General features: G+C 34.8%; 13 protein-coding genes. 7 read left to right on the forward strand and 6 right to left on the reverse strand.

The window, feature by feature from the left end; genetic code table 11:
• Nucleotides 1-115 precede the first annotated feature (115 nt).
• From BLV91_RS02810 to BLV91_RS02840, 7 genes are all read left to right on the forward strand, one after another.
• Nucleotides 116-3,181 (forward strand): SusC/RagA family TonB-linked outer membrane protein, encoded by a 3,066-nt coding sequence (locus BLV91_RS02810; protein WP_091429407.1) that lies wholly within the window; start codon nucleotides 116-118, stop codon nucleotides 3,179-3,181.
• Between the two features lie 22 nt (nucleotides 3,182-3,203).
• Nucleotides 3,204-4,685: a RagB/SusD family nutrient uptake outer membrane protein gene (locus tag BLV91_RS02815; protein WP_091429410.1), complete on the forward strand. Its 1,482-nt coding sequence runs from the start codon at nucleotides 3,204-3,206 to the stop codon at nucleotides 4,683-4,685.
• A gap of 135 nt (nucleotides 4,686-4,820) precedes the next feature.
• Entirely contained in the window at nucleotides 4,821-5,870 is a 1,050-nt protein-coding gene (locus BLV91_RS02820; protein WP_091429413.1) for a glycoside hydrolase family 130 protein, read from the forward strand.
• A complete protein-coding gene (locus BLV91_RS02825; RefSeq protein ID WP_091429415.1) occupies nucleotides 5,870-7,114 on the forward strand; it encodes an MFS transporter in 1,245 nt (414 codons plus the stop codon). Before BLV91_RS02820 ends, BLV91_RS02825 begins: the two co-directional genes overlap by 1 nt.
• Entirely contained in the window at nucleotides 7,107-8,837 is a 1,731-nt protein-coding gene (locus BLV91_RS02830; protein WP_175513937.1) for a hypothetical protein, read from the forward strand. Before BLV91_RS02825 ends, BLV91_RS02830 begins: the two co-directional genes overlap by 8 nt.
• Before the next feature lie 154 nt (nucleotides 8,838-8,991).
• Nucleotides 8,992-11,463 (forward strand): hypothetical protein, encoded by a 2,472-nt coding sequence (locus BLV91_RS02835; RefSeq protein ID WP_175513938.1) that lies wholly within the window; start codon nucleotides 8,992-8,994, stop codon nucleotides 11,461-11,463.
• Nucleotides 11,464-11,498: 35 nt separating this feature from the next.
• The gene (locus tag BLV91_RS02840) at nucleotides 11,499-13,127 is read left to right on the forward strand and encodes an alpha-glucosidase (protein ID WP_245709593.1); all 1,629 of its coding nucleotides are present in this window, start codon (nucleotides 11,499-11,501) and stop codon (nucleotides 13,125-13,127) included.
• A 91-nt stretch (nucleotides 13,128-13,218) separates the two neighbouring features.
• Here the strand turns inward: BLV91_RS02840 and BLV91_RS02845 are convergent, their stop codons facing one another.
• The 6 genes from BLV91_RS02845 to BLV91_RS02870 form a co-directional block, all read right to left on the reverse strand.
• Complete coding sequence (locus tag BLV91_RS02845) at nucleotides 13,219-14,751, reverse strand: SulP family inorganic anion transporter (protein ID WP_091429420.1); 1,533 nt, start codon at nucleotides 14,749-14,751, stop codon at nucleotides 13,219-13,221.
• A gap of 421 nt (nucleotides 14,752-15,172) precedes the next feature.
• Entirely contained in the window at nucleotides 15,173-15,541 is a 369-nt protein-coding gene (locus BLV91_RS02850) for a response regulator transcription factor (RefSeq protein ID WP_091429423.1), read from the reverse strand.
• A gap of 171 nt (nucleotides 15,542-15,712) precedes the next feature.
• Entirely contained in the window at nucleotides 15,713-18,070 is a 2,358-nt protein-coding gene (locus BLV91_RS02855; RefSeq protein WP_091429426.1) for a hybrid sensor histidine kinase/response regulator, read from the reverse strand.
• Nucleotides 18,071-18,076: 6 nt separating this feature from the next.
• Nucleotides 18,077-18,502 carry a response regulator gene (locus tag BLV91_RS02860; RefSeq protein WP_175513939.1) on the reverse strand — a complete coding sequence of 142 codons (426 nt, stop codon included), beginning with the start codon at nucleotides 18,500-18,502 and terminating at the stop codon, nucleotides 18,077-18,079.
• Nucleotides 18,503-18,522: 20 nt separating this feature from the next.
• Nucleotides 18,523-18,933 carry a response regulator gene (locus BLV91_RS02865; RefSeq protein WP_091429429.1) on the reverse strand — a complete coding sequence of 137 codons (411 nt, stop codon included), beginning with the start codon at nucleotides 18,931-18,933 and terminating at the stop codon, nucleotides 18,523-18,525.
• A 10-nt stretch (nucleotides 18,934-18,943) separates the two neighbouring features.
• Complete coding sequence (locus tag BLV91_RS02870; RefSeq protein ID WP_091429760.1) at nucleotides 18,944-19,666, reverse strand: sensor histidine kinase; 723 nt, start codon at nucleotides 19,664-19,666, stop codon at nucleotides 18,944-18,946.
• Between the last annotated feature and the right edge of the window lie 4 nt (nucleotides 19,667-19,670).

Here is a 19,670-nt window from a genome sequence, read left to right on the forward strand (position 1 = left end):
TATGGACTGATTATTAAATCTAATTAAAACTCAAAACAAATTAATTTAAATCAACTAAACTATTTAAAACCATGAAAACAACTAGCCAAATTATTAATCAATCTAACACTTCCTTATGATGAAGAAAAGTATTATTTATAAATTGTTCTTAGTGGGAACAATACTATCAGCAAGCATCATGAATGCGCAAACCGTTACAGGTATTGTTACTGATAAAAGTGGTCCAGTACCACAGGTAAATGTTATTGTTAAGGGAACGAATACAGGAACAATAACTGATTTTGACGGAAAATATACATTAAACAATGTAAGCCCTAAAGCTGTTTTAGTTTTTAGCTATATTGGTTATATAAATAAAGAGATTGCAGTAAACGGAATGAGTACTGTTAATGCTTCTTTAACACAAGATGCACAACAACTAGAAGAAGTGGTACTTATAGGATATTCATCAGCAAAAAAATCATCCCTTAGTAGCGCTGTAACCACTGTGAATGTTGATGATTTAGCAAAAACAAAGGTAGCAGATGTTGCACAAGCACTTCAAGGACAAGTAGCTGGTGTTTTTGTTGCCGCTAATACCGGAGCTCCTGGTGATGGAATCAAAATACGTATTAGAGGTGAAGGAACACTTGGAAACAATGATGTATTGTACGTTGTTGACGGAGTTTCAACCCGCGATATTTCTTTCCTTAATCAATCAGACATTAAATCTTTGACTGTATTGAAAGATGCTGCTGCCGGAGCAATTTACGGAGCAAGAGCTGCTGGAGGTGTTGTATTAATAACAACCAAAAGCGGGAAAATAGGAAAAGCGACTATCAGCTCAGAATATTTTACTGGGTTTCATGTAGCTACAAACCTTCCTGATATGTTAAATACAGACCAATATTTGACCGTAAAAGATCAAGCTTGGCATAATACAGCTGGTAATTCAGCATCTGCAATTAGTCCTTATGCAGCAGACAGAAGCAGAACTGATTTAGCCGACACAGACTGGCAAGATGAATTATTCACAACTGGTATTTCTAAAAACTTCCAAACTTCAGTAAGTGGAGGTTCAGAGAATATTCAATATTTAGTTTCTGGAGGTTATTATGGTATCGATGGAATTGTGACGGAAGACCACGATCAATATCAACGTATTAATTTCAGATCAAACATTAACGCTAACGTCTCAGATCGTTTTAAAGTAGGAACGAATCTTCAGATCAGTTACGAAAAACAAGACAAATTATCTTCAAGCGGTGATGCACCTGGAATTATACGTCATGCTTTAATTCGTCCTCCAGTTTTGGCGGTTTATAAAGACATAAACGATCCTACTTATTCAGCAAGTAATCCATACACAGATTTACCTTTCTATACAGGACCTGATAATGGCTGGAGTAAAAATTATGAGTATACCTCAAACCCACTTGCTATTGTGCATTTTACTGATGACAAACGAAATACCTACAAAACCTTTGGAAACTTATATGGTGAATATGCTTTCTTAGCAGATAAATCTTTGAAATTCAGAAGCAACTTTGGGGCAGATATTAGTTTCAGTCACAACAAAAATTTTGGAGCTAATTTTGGGGATGCTGACATTAGTGATACTGGAAACCAGTATTATGGAATGGGAAGAATCAATAGACCTAATGGATTAGATGAAAATAGAGGTCAAAATATGACTTTTACTTTCAGTAACACCTTAAACTATATTAAAACGATCAACGACGACCATAGTATCGACTTTTTACTTGGAATGGAAAACATCAGTAGTAAATCATCAGCTATAGGTGGTAGCAGACAAAATTTTGACAATACCTCTAACTCGTTTAGATACCTAGACTTTGGTAGTACAACAAATGCCTATAGCTCTGGTTCTGCTGAAAACTGGGCGCTGCAGTCTTTCTTTGGATCAGGTACTTATGGTTATGCAAGTAAATATTTTGCAACAGCGACAGTAAGAGCAGATGCAAGTTCTCGTTTTGGACCAAATAACAAATGGGGTTATTTCCCTTCTGTTTCTGCAGGTTGGTTGGTTTCAAGAGAAAACTTCTTGGCAAAAGCAGATTGGATATCAAACTTAAAATTAAGAGCAAGTTGGGGACAATCAGGTAACCAAGAAATACCGAATAACGCCTACGAAACTTTGGTTTCTACATCAGGTGGTGTGGTTAACATCATTCGTTACGGAAATCCAGATTTAAAATGGGAAACGACTACACAAACGAATTTTGGTGTTGATTTGAGTACATTTAGCAATAAACTTTCATTTACAGCTGATTACTTTGTTAAGAACACAACTGATATTTTATTGGGCGTGACCCTACCGGCAGTTTCTGTGGGAGTGATCAATCAAACTATTGTAAATGCTGGAGAAGTAAGCAATAAAGGATTTGAATTTGGACTTAATTTAAAAAATTACGATCATGATTTCAAGTACAGTGTAAATGCAAATATAGCTACACTAACGAACAGAGTTAATAAGCTTCAAACCTATGTAAAAAGCATTATTGATGATGGTACGCATACAAAAACGGAAGTTGGACAACCAATCAGTTCTTACTACGGACTTGTATTTGATGGTATATACCAAAATGCAGGAGAGGTAAGCACGCAATTATTTGCAAATTCGAATAATGCACAACCTGGAGACATTCGATTTAAAGACATAAACGAAGATGGACAAATTAATGCCGATGACAGAGCAATCATTGGAAGTCCTATTCCTAAATTAACGTATGGATTTTCTTTCACTGGAGACTACAAAAACTTTGATTTTTCTTTCTTATTACAAGGGGTAAATGGAGTAGATCGTTATAATGACTCAAAACAAATCTTAAACTACGATAGTCGCCCTTTTAATTCCACAACTGCAGTATTAGACAGCTGGAATGGCGAAGGTTCTACTAACACTACACCAAGACTTACTTTTAATAATAATGGTGGTGGAAATGTATCGAGCGTATTTGTTGAAGATGCTTCTTACTTGAGATTGAAAAACCTTGAAATAGGATACACTTTTAACGCAGAAACAATAGGTGTTAAAAACCTACGTATTTATGCTTCAGGTCAAAACCTTTTCACCATAACTGATTACACAGGATTGGATCCAGAATCTACTTCATTGATTGACAAAGGAACGTATCCGCAATCAAAAGCATATTTATTGGGAATCCAAGTAAAACTATAATTAAACATCTAAATATTTAGTCATGAAAAATATATTAAAATCGATGCTATTAATGAGCATACTGTTTTTAACAAGTTGCCAGGATGAGCTTACTTCTGATCCGATTGGAGCAACAACTTTGGAGCAAGCAAACACTACTCCTACCCTAAATTCAGTAGAACTTTCAGTCAATTCATCTTACCAATTATTATCTAATAGATTGAACATTTTGGCCGAATGGGACTGGAACGGAGGACTTGTGTTTCAAAATGATTATGTGATGCAAGACATCGCCTCAGATGACATGGAAAAAAAATGGAGTCCTGATGGAGATCAAGTTTGGATGGACGATATCAATAACTACACTTTTACTTCAACTAATGGAGGTCCAAACGGTTTGTGGAAATACGATTATGAAGGAATTAAAAGAACCAATATTGCTATTGGATTCTTAACCAAATCAGACATTGAGACCATTACAGGAATCAGTGCAGCGAGAAAAAACCAATTGTTAGGTGAAGCTTATTTCTTAAGAGCACATTATTACTTTTCATTAGTTACTAATTTTGGTGATGTGCCATTAATTCTAGGTTCTGTCCAAACTTATCAAGAGGCCTTTGATTTTGCAGTACGCGCTAACAAAAGTTTAGTTTGGGATAGCATTAAGTCAGATTTAGCTTTAGCAAAAGGCTTATTGCCAAATTCAAAATACTCGTCGACAACTGAAAAATGGAGAGTCTCTAAGGGAGCTGCAATTGCACTTCAGGCAAAAGCCGCTTTATACACTGAAAAATGGTCAGAAGTAATTACTTTAGTTGATGAGTTAGCTCCACTAGGGTATAGCTTAAACGCTAATTATTTTGACAATTTCAGCACTGCCAAAGAATATACAGATAATGAAGTGATTTTTTCTTACGATCATCAATCTAATACCAATCCAAGAAGTGGGAATGGTATATGTGCACCTTTAGGATGGGGATTTTTTGCTCCGAGCACCGATTTCTTAAATTCATTTGAACCAAATGATCCAAGAAAATTATATACTGTAGATGCTCCTAATCAAAATGTAAATAAAATATTGGGAACACTTAACGGAGCTAACAAAGGAAACGATGATGCACCTACAAACAAGGTTTATATGCGTTATGCTGATGCATTGCTTTGGAAAGCAGAAGCACTTAATGAAACTGGTGATTATTCTGGCGCAATCGCAATTATCAATAAAATAAGAGCTAGAGCAAGAACTACGGTAACGGCTTTAGGAACAATTCCTCCTGTTGGAACTTTAGTAGATAGAGTTGCATCTACTGATAAAGCAACTATCAAAGGCTGGTTAATATCTGAAAGAAGAGCAGAACTTGGTTTTGAAAACCAAAGAATGTTAGATCTAAAAAGATGGGGAATTGCAAAAGCAGTTATGACAGCACATGGAAAGAACTTCCAAGACAAGCATCTTTTGTTTCCAATACCGCAATCAGAAATTGATGCTTCAGCAGGATTATTAGTTCAAAACCCAGGATATTAATATTTAAAGTACGTTTGTTTAATTTGGTTAATACATTTGAGAAGTAGTTAATTATTAATTGCTACTTCTCTCTTTTTAAACTAATTATATATTACATTTCAGACTTTTGATTTATCAAATATAAAAAAATCACACATGACAGATATTGCCAATCGTTATAAGAACAATCCCATTTTATCACCTAAAGATTTAAAAGCAAGTGATGGGAACATGATTATCGAATGTTTACTAAATCCTGGGGCATTTGAATTCAATGGAAAAACAGGATTACTTGTACGAGTAGCCGAAAGAACAGTCCAGAAAGAAGGTCTTTTATCTGTTCCAATATATAATAATGTCGGAAAAATTGAAATTTTAGATTTTAAGCTTGATGATCCAAAATTAAATGCTTCAGACTCTAGAGTAATCCAGTACGATGGGGTTGACTACCTCACAACCATATCTCATTTACGATTGGTTTGGAGTGAAAATGGAGTGGATTTCAAGGAAGATCCTGCCTATCCGTCTCTTTTTGGAGAAGGAGAATACGAATCCTATGGTATCGAAGACTGCCGTGTATCTAAAATTGGAGACACCTATCACCTTACTTACACTATGGTTTCTTCAAACGGTGTTGGTGTTGGTCTTAGAACTACAACCGACTGGAAAACATTTGAGAAAAAAGGGATGATTTTTAGTCCACACAATAAAGATTGTGCCATTTTTGAAGAAAAATTCAACGACAAATTCTATGCTTTGCATCGTCCAAGCAGCCCTGAACTAGGTGGTAATTATATTTGGTTAGCAGAATCTCCTGATGGTGTACATTGGGGAAACCATAAATGTATTGCTAAAACTCGCGAAGGAAAATTTGACAGCAAACGATTAGGAGCTGGCGCAGCACCAATAAAAACGGAGAAAGGCTGGTTAGAAATATATCATGGCGCTACAAAAGAAAACAGGTATTGTTTAGGGGCTATTTTACTAGATCTTAAAGATCCTTCTATCGTTTTGGCCCGTTCAGAAGAACCAATTATGGTGCCTACCGAAACCTATGAAAGAACAGGTTTTTTTGGTGAAGTAATATTTACCAATGGGCATATCGTTGATGGAGATGAAATACATATGTATTATGGCGCGGCGGATGAATTTGTAGGCTTAGCCACATTCTCCATTGCAGAAATCTTAAAAACACTAAACGTATAATGGAAAAATTAGCAAGAATAGGACTCAAGGATTTTTCCAGGAGCACAAAGATTTTAATCCTAACCAATTTAATTTACGCGTTCGTTTTACCCGTAATCGACATTTTTGTAGCTTCGTACATCATGCGAAACTCTAATGATCCATCTAAGGTAATGATGTATCAATTAGCTATTTACACCGGTATCCCAATTACCTTTTTTATAAATGGTTTTTTACTGAATACCGTTAATATCAAAAAATTATTCTCCCTCGGAATGCTACTCAGTGGGGTCTCTATGGTATATATGATGTCTTTAGACGAAATCAGTTATACTGGATTAATTTCAGCTGGATTGATAATGGGAATGTCTTTTGGTTTGTATTGGGCTAATAGAGATTATCTCGTATTGGCTACGACAACGGATAAAACACGGAATTTCTACTACGGTCTGGATACCTTTTTCTATACTTTAACCGCCGTTATTGTACCTATAATTATTGGATGGTATCTAATGAATGGTAGTGATTCAACTACAAATGAAAGTGTAAATTCAGGATATAGAATCGTTACCGGAGTGGTATTTATATTCACCATTTTTGCTTCCATTGTATTTCATTTTGGTGATTATGAAAAACCAAGGAATGAAAAATTCCTGTATTTTAAGTTTCATAAACTTTGGACAAAAATGCTTCAAATGGCTGTTTTAAAAGGCCTAGCGCAAGGATTTATTGTAACAGCTCCAGCCATGCTTATGATGAAGTTTTTTGCTTCTGAAGGTGCATTGGGAACAGCACAATCAGTAGGAGCAATAATAGCTGCGGTGATTATGTTGATTCTGGGAAAACTATCGTCACCTAAACATCGATTGGTGATTTTTAGTATCGGGCTTATCTTTTTCTTTTTGGCCTCCTTTTTCAATACTTTGATGTTTAATTCAACTGGAGTAATTATCTTTATATTCCTATTGTTAATAGCAAGACCCATTCTTGACATTGCGTATTTTCCAATTCAATTGAAAGTCATTGATATTTTGTCTGTAATCGAAAACAGAAATGAATTTTCATATATCTTAAATCACGAATTCGGATTATATGTAGGACGTCTATTAGGCGCAGGTACTTTCTTAGGTATTGCTTATTTCGGAAATGCAGATGATGCCTTGAGATACGCCTTATTAATCATAGCCGTAATCCAATTACTCTCAATCCTAATTGCCAAACAACTTTTGGATCAACAATCTAAACTAGAAAATAAAGATGCGTAAAACAATTCATTTAATAGTTCTCTTTCTCTGTATTAGCTTAAGTTCTTGTAATACAACTCAATCTACGGTTGCTACTATTCCTGCAGTAAAACAGGAATCAATACAACGTATTACAGATATGCCCAACTTTCCCAAACCGTTTAAAATCCTTGATTTTAACCAATTGGCAAAAGACTACGATGCGAAAGTGTATGATGTCAGCCAAACAGGTAAATATTGGCCGTTAATATGGAAAGATGACTCCCGCAAGAACTTTGATCAGGAAACCTTTGGAATTTACACTGCTATGGGAGATGTAAGACAAGGTGTTACGCATCACAAAGGGATTTTCCATGAATCATTAGCCAGTATTGGGTCTGTAATGGGCGCCAGTTTAGTGGGAATCGACAAGTCTAACCAAGAAGGAAAGGACTATGTTGGGATGCTGAAAAATTATTACAACAGCGACACCAAATGGAATATTATCATGAACAACACTTCTCCTGAAGTTGCGCTTCTTGGAGGCGGTTACGCAAGAGACTGGTGGTATGATGTATATCCTAACTTGATGTTCTATGCTGTTGCCGATTTTTATCCGAATGAAAAAGACTATTCAGATATTCAACGTTCTGTTGCAGATAAGTTCTATAAAGCTGATTCAACAATGGCTGGGAACTACAAACATTCATTTTTTGATTACTCAACATTAGAACCAAAAGACAATTGGATTTGCAAACAAGAAGATGTTGCTGCGGGTCATGCTTATGTTCTGTATTCAGCTTACCAAAAGTTCAACGACCCTAAATATTTAAAAGGCGCTGAATCTTCTTTGGAAGCATTATTAAACCAAAAAGACAATCGCTATTATGAAATATTGATGCCTTTTGGAGCCTATGTAGCCGCACGTTTAAACGCAGAAGAAGGAAGAAACTACGACTACTCAAAAATTCTGGATTGGACATTCAATGGCACGCCAGAATGTAGAGAAGGATGGGGAATGTTACTAGATAACTGGAACGGATACGATGTTTCAGGATTGATGGGAAGTACAGTAGATCACGGAGGTTTTGCCTTTTTGATGAATACTTATGACTCTATGTGGCCATTAGTACCTATGGTTCGTTACGATCCAAGGTATGCTAATGTTGTTGGGAAATGGATGCTGAATGCCAGTAATGCCATCAAATTCTTTTATCCGTATGAAATAGCTGATGAACATCAGACGATACCTGAACAAAAACAACATACCAAAGGAGTGATTGCTTATGAAGGCTTAATCAAAAAATCACACCTTAAAAAATATGAAAACCTAAAAGCTCCTGTTGCCATTGGTGACGGTCCAAACTGGATTGAAGGAAACCCTGATGTTTCACAATTTAGTGTATACGGAAGTGGGCATGTAGGAATAGCAGGTGCCATCATTGAAAAAACAGATGTTCCTGAAATTTTAAAACTGAATTGTCTGGCTACTGATTTTTACCGTGGGGAAGCCTATCCTACCTTTTTAATGTACAATCCTTTTGACGGAGAAAAAACGGTGACTTATAACACTCAAACTACCACAAACGTAGATTTATATGATGCCATATCGCACCAAGTGCTATTGAAAAACGTTTCTAAAATGGGAAAAGTTACGATTCCGGGGCTTTCTTCAAGGTTAATTATTGAAATTCCTTCTCATTCCAAAATTGTATTAAAGGATGGGAAATATTATGCTAATAACATTGTAGTTTCCTATTTGTAAAGTATTCTTTCAATAGAAAGTAAAAATAAAATTACTGAAAGCGATAATCCGTTTCTTTAATTATCAGCAAAAATGGACGATAACTACAACAAGTTACTCGTCCATTTTTTATTAAAGCCTCTAGAATATCCAAAATTAAAACTAACCAAATACTATGACTGACTTAAATAATAAATATACATTCCTGTTTCTGACACTACTATTTTGCATCATTGGAACAATGGGTTGGAGTCAGAATCTACAGCTAAAAGTTGTTGGTGATGCCGAGAAAGGATACAATGTGAACGTTTATAATGGCAAGCAAATTCTCCTTCAAAACACAGAGGAATTTTCACTCCACATGGCTAATCTAGACCTAAGTGAAAATATTTCAATACCAGCCTGGAAAGGAGCAAAATGGACTGGAGATACTAATAAGCTTACTATGTCCAGAGATACTTATGTATCTGAATTGGATTTAAATTTGACGATTCATGTTACTTATGAAATAGTAAATAAAAATATCATTAAAAAGAGCATTGATTTATTTCAATCCGGAATGCCGTCTTTATATTATTCAATTGAAGAAACGGCTAAACCAGCCGTGACTCCTTTAAAATACCTGACTTTCGAACACGATAATTTTCCTGGTGGCTTTGTACATGAGATGTTCCCTTCGGCTGGATTTGTAACCCCAGACAATCTTGTTGTAGGCTTTCTGATGGATGCCGGTTATAAAAACCAATATACGAGAACCACACGTCGCCGTTTCAACGGACATGGAGGTGGTTTTGTAGGAATGAGACGGTTACCTGATCCTGCTTTGGTTTCAGTCGCAACTGTTGCTGAAAGAGAAAACGGCCAAAATTACATTAAGCAAACCTTTGGTGAAATGTACAATTTGGACGCAGGAAAAGAAGTCAGCTTAAAAATCAACCCTGATTTTAAAAAAGTGGGGACTGTGGATATTGAACATAAAGAAGCTAATTATGCCATCAATTATAAGTCAAATGAACAATCTGGAATTGAATTTATAACAGCTATGAAAGATCAAAAAGTCTATTCTCTTTCTTTTCTTTCTAAAGGAACTGCTCCTATAGCGGTGAAATTATTCAGAATTAAAAATGGAAAAAAGACGGTTGAATTAGAGCACGGCGTCAAATACATTGATCGTTTTCCGATCAAAGAAAATGAATGGACGCTTTTTAAAGGCAGTGTTTTAGTTCCCTACATAGAAAATGATAGTGTATCCCTATTTATTGGTGCACAATCTTCTGACCATTGTAACCTTCAAATAAAAGAATTGCAAATTGTAGAACACTACCCTCAAAAGCAACCCTACAACAAGCTCAATATGGGCGAAAAGGCCACAAAAACTACCTATATATTTGTAGAACCATGGAAAAACCATCATGATTTTGTGATTTCATCACAATCCCGACTTGCTGAAGGAAAAGGCTTTAAAGGATCGCAGATTGAGAAAATGTTATATGCTAACTTCAATATGTTGACATGGATTACATCTGTAAATGATTTTTCTCCTTTTAATGTTCCCAATATGAACTACGCTCCAGATATGTATAATAGAGATTCTTTCTTCTCCATAGTTTCCAGTTATAACAAAGAGCTAAATTTGAGTATTTGGGAGAAATGGGCAAATACGCAAACTCCCGAAGGTGGAATTGCTACGATCATTACACCATACATGGGGTCTATAGAAGTAAAAGACAATGAGGCAACGATCCAATGGCTAATTTGGGCGATGATGAACAAAAGACGTTTTGGCGTTACACTTCCCAAAGAAAAAATTGACAAAGCTGTTGACTATGTTTTGAAACAATTTGATGAAGATGGAGATGGAATTTGCGAATCACGCTTTACTTTAAGCCAGATAGACATTATTGACTACCAACCCAAAACAAATCGCCTTGCAGTGAACCAAGGAATGCTTGCGATTGCCCTGAGAACGATTAAAGAATTGGGCTATGACATCTCTGATGCTTATGTTGAGAAAGCCGAACAAGAATACCGTAATTTCTATGACGTAGAAAGAAAACATATTTTATTCGACAGAAACTATCCAGAGATCATGTCATTAACTGATTTAGAGCCAGAGTTTTTCTCTTTATGGTTATTCGACAGACCAATATTAACGGACGAAATGGTAAGCAATCAATTGGACAGAGTGCCAATGCTGAATAAAGTTCCAAACTCTCCTCATCCAGAATTTGGAACCACTGCCCCTATCTGTTTCCGATTGACAAATGACGAAAAGGGATATTCCTATTTATCATCAGATTATCAGCCTTTTGGGGAATTTGGAGAATCTAACTATGCTGATGGTTCTCGTGATGGAATGTACTATAATGGCGGAAGCTGGATGCGTGCTGAATATTGTGCTTATGCCGTTGGCCAAAGACATGGCTGGAAAAAAGCAAAAGCTTACATGGAAAATAGAGCTTGGGCAGAAATAAATCTAAATCCAAACTGGCCTTACAGCAAGGAATTTATTCCGACAAAATGGACTACAACCGATTCCTGGTGGCCATCAACAAGAGGTTTATGTTGGAATGTTTTTATTCTTATGGCTGATGAAGTTGCTGGTTTAAGAACCCCAGATATGGATCCCGATTATGAAAAGCAGTAGCGTATTTATTAATTCATCTTTCAAAAAATAAAACCATGAAACTTATAAAGCCCATAGTACTACTACCAATTATATTTCTACTATTTTCCTGCAATAAAGAGAAAAAAACTGCTTCGGATAAAGTGTGGTGGAAAGAAACGGTATTCTATGAAGTCTACATGCCCAGCTATAAGGACTCTAATGGAGATGGTTTTAGCGATTTTAAAGGATTCACTTCCAAGTTAGATTACATTGAAAGTCTTGGTGTAAAAGGAATTTGGTTAACCCCATTTCTGGAATCTCCAAAAGTGGATAATGGCTACGATGTTTCCAATTATTACAAGGTGGATCCCACTTACGGCTCGCTTAAAGACTTTAAACAATTCTTAGAGGAAGCACATAAAAAGGACATCAAAATAATCATGGATTTAGTGGTTAACCATACATCAACCGATTCTAAATGGTTTCAGGAGTCCAGAAAATCAAAAGACAATCCGTATCGGGATTATTACATCTGGAAAGATAAACCAAACAATTGGGAATCGTTTTTTGGTGCTTCAGCTTGGGAATTGGATAAAACGACAAACCAATATTACTACCATCAATTTGACACTAGAATGGCCGATCTTAACTGGGGAAACCCAAAAGTGGTTGCAGAAATTCAGAACGTATTGCGATTCTGGCTGGATTTAGGTGTTGATGGTTTCCGCTTGGATGTGATTAATTTCTTGACCACAGATGGAATAACAAAAGACAACCCCACGAAAGATGGTGCGCAGGAACATCTGAATGACATTAACCAAAAAGGGGTTAAAACCGCCATGAAATCAATTAAATCAGTTGTAAACGAGTATGACAATCGCTTTATCGTGGGAGAGATTGGAAGCGATAAAATTGAAGTTTTAAAACAATACCAATCTCCGGAACTACTGGATGTAGTGTTTAATTTCAACTTTGGAAGCATCAAAGAATTCTCGGCAAAAAAAATATATGATGAGTTACAAAGCATGGAGAAAAACATGAAGAGCTACCCTACTCTATTTTTCGGAAGCCACGACATGCCACGCCTTATTGACCGTTTGGCAAAAGACAGTCCCCAAAGGGCTGAAGCCTTGGCAGCACTAATGCTCACTGCAAAGGGAGTTCCATTTATATACTACGGTGAAGAAATTGGAATGGAAAACATTAAAGCTAATACCATAGCCGAAATGATGGACGTTCAAGGACGAATTAACTATAATTTAGCGATCAAAGCTGGCAAATCTGAGGCAGAAGCGCTTACAATTGGAAACGAACATAATAGGGATAAATCCAGAAGTCCGATGCAATGGAATGCTGAGTATTTAGCAGGGTTTTCGGATAAGTCTTCATGGATAAAAGTGAATCCAAACTACACAAAAATAAATGTAGCCTCTTTAGAAGCGCAAAATAATTCTTTGTTAAATAGGTATAAAAAGCTAATTACATTGCGCAATACAGAAGCTGTGTTACAATATGGCAAGTATTCTCAATTATCCTTTTCGAATGATTGCATTTCATTTGTGAGAACGTACAACGGCGAAAACATTAAATGCTACTTTAATTTCAGTGCTAATCCTTTAGAAGTCATAGTAAAATCCAACCAAAAAATATTAGAAGGAAAAGCACAAATTCAAGCTAATGCGTATTTAATTATAAAAGGATAAATTCAATCTAAAATTTAAATAACGAATACATTTTCCCTAATTAATAAAGTGTAAAAAAAAGGCCCTGAAAAATTTCAGGGCCTTTTGTAATTTAATCTGCTACTACCTTATAAGTGGGATCTTCAATTATATTGATATCTATAACATCATCAGCATCATGCAGTAGTCTACGGCAATCAGCACTTAAATGACGCAAATGAATCTTTTTACCTTCTTTAGCATAGCGTTCAGTAAGTTTGTGAACCGCGTCGATTGCACTCATATCGGCAATTTTGCTCTCTTTGAAATCTATAATCACTTCATTTGGATCATTTAAGACATCAAATTTCTCTGCAAAAGCAGTTGTGGAAGCAAAAAATAACGGCCCATATATTTCATAATGTTTCACTCCATCAGCATCAACATATTTCTTGGCGCGAATACGTTTAGCGCTTTCCCATGCAAAAACAAGTGCAGAAATAATAACTCCAATCAAAACAGCCAAGGCTAAATTATGTAATAAAATAGTAATAACCGCCACCAACATTCCTACGAATATATCTTGTTTTGGCATTTTATTAATAATCCTGAAACTAATCCATTCAAATGTACCAATAGCAACCATTACCATAACCCCAACAAGTGCAGCGATAGGCAATTGCTCAATTATAGGTGCTCCAAATAAAATTATAACAAGAATAGTTAATGCTGCAACGATACCTGACAAACGTGCTCTAGAACCTGCAGAAAGGTTTACTAGTGTTTGAGCTATCATAGGACAACCACCCATACCAAAGAAAAACCCATTCAGTACATTAGCACTTCCCTGCGCAATACATTCTCTATTTCCTTTTCCTTTAGTACCCGTCATTTCATCAACAAGGTTTAAAGTCAATAGTCCTTCAGTTAATCCTACTGAAGCCATAATTAAAGCATAAGGAAAAATCAATTTTAACGTTTCAAAAGTCAATTCAATATTCGGGATATGGAACGGAGGAAAACCACCACTAATAGAGGCGATATCAGCTACCGTTTTAGTATCAATTCCCAGACCTAAAACCAATCCAAATACTACAATAATAGCCACTAAAGAGGCTGGTATGGCTTTCGTTATTTTTGGAAAAAATAAAACTATCGCAATTGTTAAGAGTACTAACCCTAACATAATATACAGTGGGTTTCCGGACAGCCAAACGCTCTCGCCATTAACCATTGTCTTAAATTGTTCTAGCTGCGACATAAAAATAATGATGGCCAATCCATTCACAAAACCAAACATTACGGGCTGCGGCACCAGTCGGATGAATTTACCCAACTTAAATAATCCTACCAAAATTTGCAGTATTCCGGCTAAAGCTACCGCTGCAAATACATATTCAAGTCCACTTGACTTCATTAAGGCGATTAGTACAATTACTGTTGCTCCTGCACCTCCAGAAACCATTCCTGGTCTTCCTCCAAAAATAGCAGTAACCAAACCCATTATAAATGCTGCATATAATCCTACTAAAGGTGGAAAACCAGCTAAAATAGCAAAGGAAAGCGATTCTGGAATCATGGTCATCGCTACCGTTAAACCGGCCAAGATTTCAGTCCTGTAATTCACTTTTTGCGTAAAGTCAAATAAATTTAAATACTGTTTCATTCTTTTTTATAAAAATTTGTAAAATAATATGGTTTTGGAACTATAAATAATTCCGTAGCTGACTATAAACCAATAAAAATTGGACATGATCTCTTTAACAAGACCTAAAAAAGGCACAACTACCTTAAGAAATAGGCGAAATTGTCCTATTTACAAGAATTGCAAATGTAAATCTTTTTGACCGATGTCCAATAGAAATCCAAAATTGCTCAACAAATAAGATATTAGGGCTTTTTATAGCTGTCAAATTTGACATTAGACAAAAACTTGGAAGCAATATAAATCAGTGACTCCAGCAAATTATTCGGTTATATTAGGAGCCATAAAAAAGCCACTCCGTAGTTAATTAAAACTACAGGGTGGCTATTATTATTATTATACTATTTAGAACAGTATTGCTTAGTATATGATATCTTTCGGCTTAGGTCTGTACCGATACTAAAAGTCTTTTAACTCTTACAATTAACTCATTCGGGCTAAATGGTTTAGTGATAAAATCATCTGCACCAAGATCAAAAGCTTCTAAAACCGTTTTTTCTAAACCAACAGCTGACAAAACAATTATTGGAATATTGAGTTTTAATTCTACTTTGACCTTCCTAACGATGTCAAGTCCTGTTATAAATGGCATCCTGATATCCGTCACTATAATGTCCGGTTTTTCAGATACTATTTTTTCCATGGCCTCTTCACCATTGGAACATGCAATTACTTGAAATCCTTCTTTTCTTAGCTTAAACTCCATTGTTTTAAGCATCATTTCTTCATCTTCGGCAATTAAAATTTTCATGTCTCGTAGATTAATTATTATTTGGGGAAATAATTATTTAAAATAAATGAGCTTAGTATTTTCAGGGGAAAAAACACTTCTCAAAATTGTTATTCGGTGGTTTAAAATTAACTATTAAAAATCATATTTATTACTATTTTCAGTAATTATTTAGGCTGCACTTACACCTAACTATACTTTAGAAAAACCATGTATCATTTCTAATTCATTGAAAGCGCGCATACAAATATCGTTAAATATTTTTACTTCTGCCTTTCTTTTTTCTCCAAAGGGATTAATTTCAATTTCATTTTCGATATTTTCAATACACTTTGCTGCTTGTGATATACCTAACAAACTGATTGAAGATTTTAATTTATGAACTTCCGATTTTAAAACTGCCATGTTATCCGCCTGATTCGCTTCCAGAATTAACTGCAAGGAAACGGGTGTATTATTTAAAAACATAGATACCATTTTCGCTATAAATTCAGAATCATCATCTGCAAATTCATTTAAATAGCTAAAATTAATTAAGTTTTCGCTGTTGATTTCTTGTTCTACTAAATCAACCGATGTATTATTTCTATCAATATTCATTAAATTGTCGTGTAATTTCTGAAGCAATACGCTAAAGTGAAATGGTTTGGATAAATAATCATTCATGCCGTTTTCTAAACATCGTTTTTCTTCGGCTAATGTAGCATGTGCCGTCAAGGCAATTATTGGTATATTGGATTTTGACCCCATATGCTTCCTTATGTATTTAGTAAGCTCGTTCCCATCCATTTCGGGCATTTGGATATCCATCAAAATCACATCATAATCGTTATTTTCAATTTTATTTATAGCTGTTTTTCCATTATCAGCTACTGTAATTTCTTTATCCCAGCCTTCAAATATTTTTATCGCTAAGAGTTGGTTCAACTCATTGTCTTCTACTAAGAGGATATTAATATCTTTTAAGAATTCAGGAGATAATTGTTTTATTAATTCTGCAGCTCCGTCAGGGTTTCTCTCTTCTGCCTTTTTATACTGTATTGAAAATGTAAATTCACTTCCTTTTTCCAATTCACTTTTTACAACTATAGATCCGCCTAGTAATTCAATAAGTTTTCGGGTGATGGTAAGACCTAAACCCGTTCCACCAAACTTTCTTGTTGTTTCATTTGAAGCTTGATTAAAACTTTCGAATATTGAATCAATCTTATTTTCAGGAATACCAATACCAGTGTCGATTACCGTAAAGCGAATAACAGCAGATGAAGCCGATTGTTCTTCTTGGGAAACAATCAGTTCGACAGATCCTTTTTCGGTAAACTTTAAGGCATTTCCCACCAAATTAATTAAAATTTGTGATAATCGTGTTGGATCTCCAACCAGAAAATTATTTATTTCAGGGTCAATTTTAAACAATAATTTCACCTTTTTTTCTTCCGCTAATGTAGAAAGTAATTCAATTACAGTTTTTATTGCTTTAGATAAAGAGAAGTCTACTTCTTCAAGTACTATTTTATCAGCCTCAATTTTTGAAAAGTCAAGAATGTCATTAATAATTACCATTAGGTTTTTTCCTGCCCTTTTTATGGCTTTTACACTTTGTTCTTGACTACTATCTAAATTTGTGCGTTCCAGAATCCTTGCAAATCCAATGATTCCATTCATCGGTGTTCGGATTTCATGGCTCATATTAGTCAGAAACTGTTCTTTTACCCTTACTGATTGCTCTGCTAAGTTTTTGGCCAATATTAATTCCTCTTCTATTTGCTTTTGATCTGTTATATCTTGTATGGTACCCAAAATTTTAAATGGCTCATTGTGCTCGTCATTTAAACATTTTATATACTCATTGATATATTTTTTTGTTCCGTTTTTAGCTTGCAAGCTATGACTAAACTGGATCTCCGAATTATTGTTTTTTACATAACTCAGGTTCTTTTCAAACAGCTCAACATCCTCATCATTAATAAAACGTGATTTTAAAAGTGCTAACGAAGGAACACAGCGTTCCTCGATTTCAAAAATAGCTTGAAATTGTTCCGAGAAAAAAACAGCACCATCATTCAAATTTATTTCCCAACTTCCAATCTTGGCTAGCTTCTGTGCTTCAAAAAGTCGGTTTGCATTTATTTTTAATTCCTGCTCTGTTTTTTTTCTAAGTAGGATACTCTCATGAATTTTAAGTACATTTCTAATACTCTGCGAAATACCATCAGGAGTCAATAATGTTTTGGGAATATAATCCGAAGCTCCACCCAGAATAGCCTGACTTGCAATTTTTTCGTCACCTTGAGACGTAACAAAAATAACTGGTGTTTCAACTCCTAAATCATTTAGTTTCCTTAAAAAAGAAATTCCATCACTATCTGGCATCAGATAATCCAGGAAAATTAAATCGTAATTAGTTTCATTAAGTTTTTTTATTGCTTCTTTGGCTGAAAAAGCATTTTCAACATGTGCTATTATGCCTGATTGCGAAATTGACCTGTTTATGGTGATTAAATCAACCTTATCATCATCTATTATCAAAATTTTTAAAGCTGTGGCCATGGTGTTTTATTTTTTTTCACTTGTAAATTCAATGATATTCCAATAGTCATTTAATATTGAAAAAAAATCGATATTACTTTCGCTTTCAATTGGCTTTCGAATATATCCAGCAATATTTAAATTTAAGGCGGCAACTTTATTTTCGTCATTATCTGTATTTGTAATCACGAATACCAATATTGATTTTAGATCTGGAGTTTCTCGTATTTTATGTAATAAATCTATACCACTCAAGCCGTTCTCATTGATATCTATCAAAATAATTTTAGGGGTAGGAGAGATTTTATTATCTCCCTGAAGCAATGACCATGCTTCACTTTCGCTTTCCGCAAAATGTAACGTAGTCCCAATACCGAGCTTGGAGAAAGCATCTCTTGTACTGACAACATCAATTTTATTATTATCAACCAGCAAAATGTTTGAGCAAATCATATTCTAACTTCTATAAATTATTACATTTCGCATAACTGCCAAAAATTCTTAAGCGTAGCCACAGATGAAAGGAATTTTTCAAAAGACAATGGTTTTAGAATATATCCAGCAACGTTTAAATTATAAGCATCAATTTTATCACTATCTTCATTTGATGTCGTCATCACGAATACTGATATATTCTTAAACTTATCATCTTCTCTCATTAATCTAAGAAATTCGATTCCATTCATTTTTGGCATATTTATGTCCAAAATAATGATTCTCGGCAAAGGAACAATTGAATTGTTTAGCATTTCCAATGCTTCTACACCGTTACCAGCGACAAAGAGTGGGTTTTGAATGTTGTTTTTTGCAAATGCTCTTTTAACATTCATTACATCAACCTCATCGTCTTCAACCAATAAAATATTAACTAATCTATTTGTCATAACTATAATTTTATATTCTTATTACTTTAGGCCAATTAAATTTAAAAACGGACCCCTTATCTATAGCCGGAACATACTCTAATGTTCCTCCAACCATTTTTAAAATTCTATTAGAAACTGTTAATCCTGCACCAGTTGTATCGACAACATCTTTTGAATTTACAGTATAGAATATAGCAAAAATCTTATCCTGTACTTCTTCCGGTATCCCGGGACCATCATCCGAAATTGAAATTAAATAGTCGGTTTCATTTTCACTTACTTCAATAATCACATTCTTCATTTCTTTATCATGAAATCGAATCGCATTATCCAACAAACTAAAAACCACCTTTTCCAATTTTTTCCCCAAGGTAATGCATTTTTCTTCTTTCAGATGATAAGTCATGTGAAATTCAACATTTGACTTATTATCTAACATCTCTACACAGTCATTAATCAATTTTGGTATATTAACTTCATATAATTCCATATTGGTTCTACTAACCCTTGAAATTTCAAGTAAAGCGTTCATCATATTTTCAAGACGACCTACTCTATTTTTCAATAAACTGAAATTATCTAAAATATCCTGATCCACATTACTACCTAGGTCATCTTCAATCCAAGTTGTTATGTTTATAATGGCTCTCATAGGTGTTTTAATGTCATGAGATACAATATAAACAAACTCTTCATATTCCTTTTTAAGTGCTTCTAACTCTTCTTCACAATTGTTTACTGACTCCTTCATATCC

The organism is Flavobacterium degerlachei, assembly GCF_900106645.1.
Classification (GTDB): domain Bacteria; phylum Bacteroidota; class Bacteroidia; order Flavobacteriales; family Flavobacteriaceae; genus Flavobacterium; species Flavobacterium degerlachei.

Excerpts from the sequence above, each read along its gene's own strand:
- BLV91_RS02845 (WP_091429420.1), bottom strand. The coding sequence starts at position 14,751 with ATGAAACAGTATTTAAATTTATTTGACTTTACGCAAAAAGTGAATTAC.
- BLV91_RS02835 (WP_175513938.1), top strand. The coding sequence starts at position 8,992 with ATGACTGACTTAAATAATAAATATACATTCCTGTTTCTGACACTACTA.
- BLV91_RS02825 (WP_091429415.1), top strand. The coding sequence starts at position 5,870 with ATGGAAAAATTAGCAAGAATAGGACTCAAGGATTTTTCCAGGAGCACA.
- BLV91_RS02855 (WP_091429426.1), bottom strand. The coding sequence starts at position 18,070 with ATGGCCACAGCTTTAAAAATTTTGATAATAGATGATGATAAGGTTGAT.
- BLV91_RS02870 (WP_091429760.1), bottom strand. The coding sequence starts at position 19,666 with ATGAAGGAGTCAGTAAACAATTGTGAAGAAGAGTTAGAAGCACTTAAA.
- BLV91_RS02830 (WP_175513937.1), top strand. The coding sequence starts at position 7,107 with ATGCGTAAAACAATTCATTTAATAGTTCTCTTTCTCTGTATTAGCTTA.
- BLV91_RS02860 (WP_175513939.1), bottom strand. The coding sequence starts at position 18,502 with ATGATTTGCTCAAACATTTTGCTGGTTGATAATAATAAAATTGATGTT.
- BLV91_RS02815 (WP_091429410.1), top strand. The coding sequence starts at position 3,204 with ATGAAAAATATATTAAAATCGATGCTATTAATGAGCATACTGTTTTTA.
- BLV91_RS02840 (WP_245709593.1), top strand. The coding sequence starts at position 11,499 with ATGAAACTTATAAAGCCCATAGTACTACTACCAATTATATTTCTACTA.
- BLV91_RS02850 (WP_091429423.1), bottom strand. The coding sequence starts at position 15,541 with ATGAAAATTTTAATTGCCGAAGATGAAGAAATGATGCTTAAAACAATG.
- BLV91_RS02810 (WP_091429407.1), top strand. The coding sequence starts at position 116 with ATGATGAAGAAAAGTATTATTTATAAATTGTTCTTAGTGGGAACAATA.
- BLV91_RS02820 (WP_091429413.1), top strand. The coding sequence starts at position 4,821 with ATGACAGATATTGCCAATCGTTATAAGAACAATCCCATTTTATCACCT.
- BLV91_RS02865 (WP_091429429.1), bottom strand. The coding sequence starts at position 18,933 with ATGACAAATAGATTAGTTAATATTTTATTGGTTGAAGACGATGAGGTT.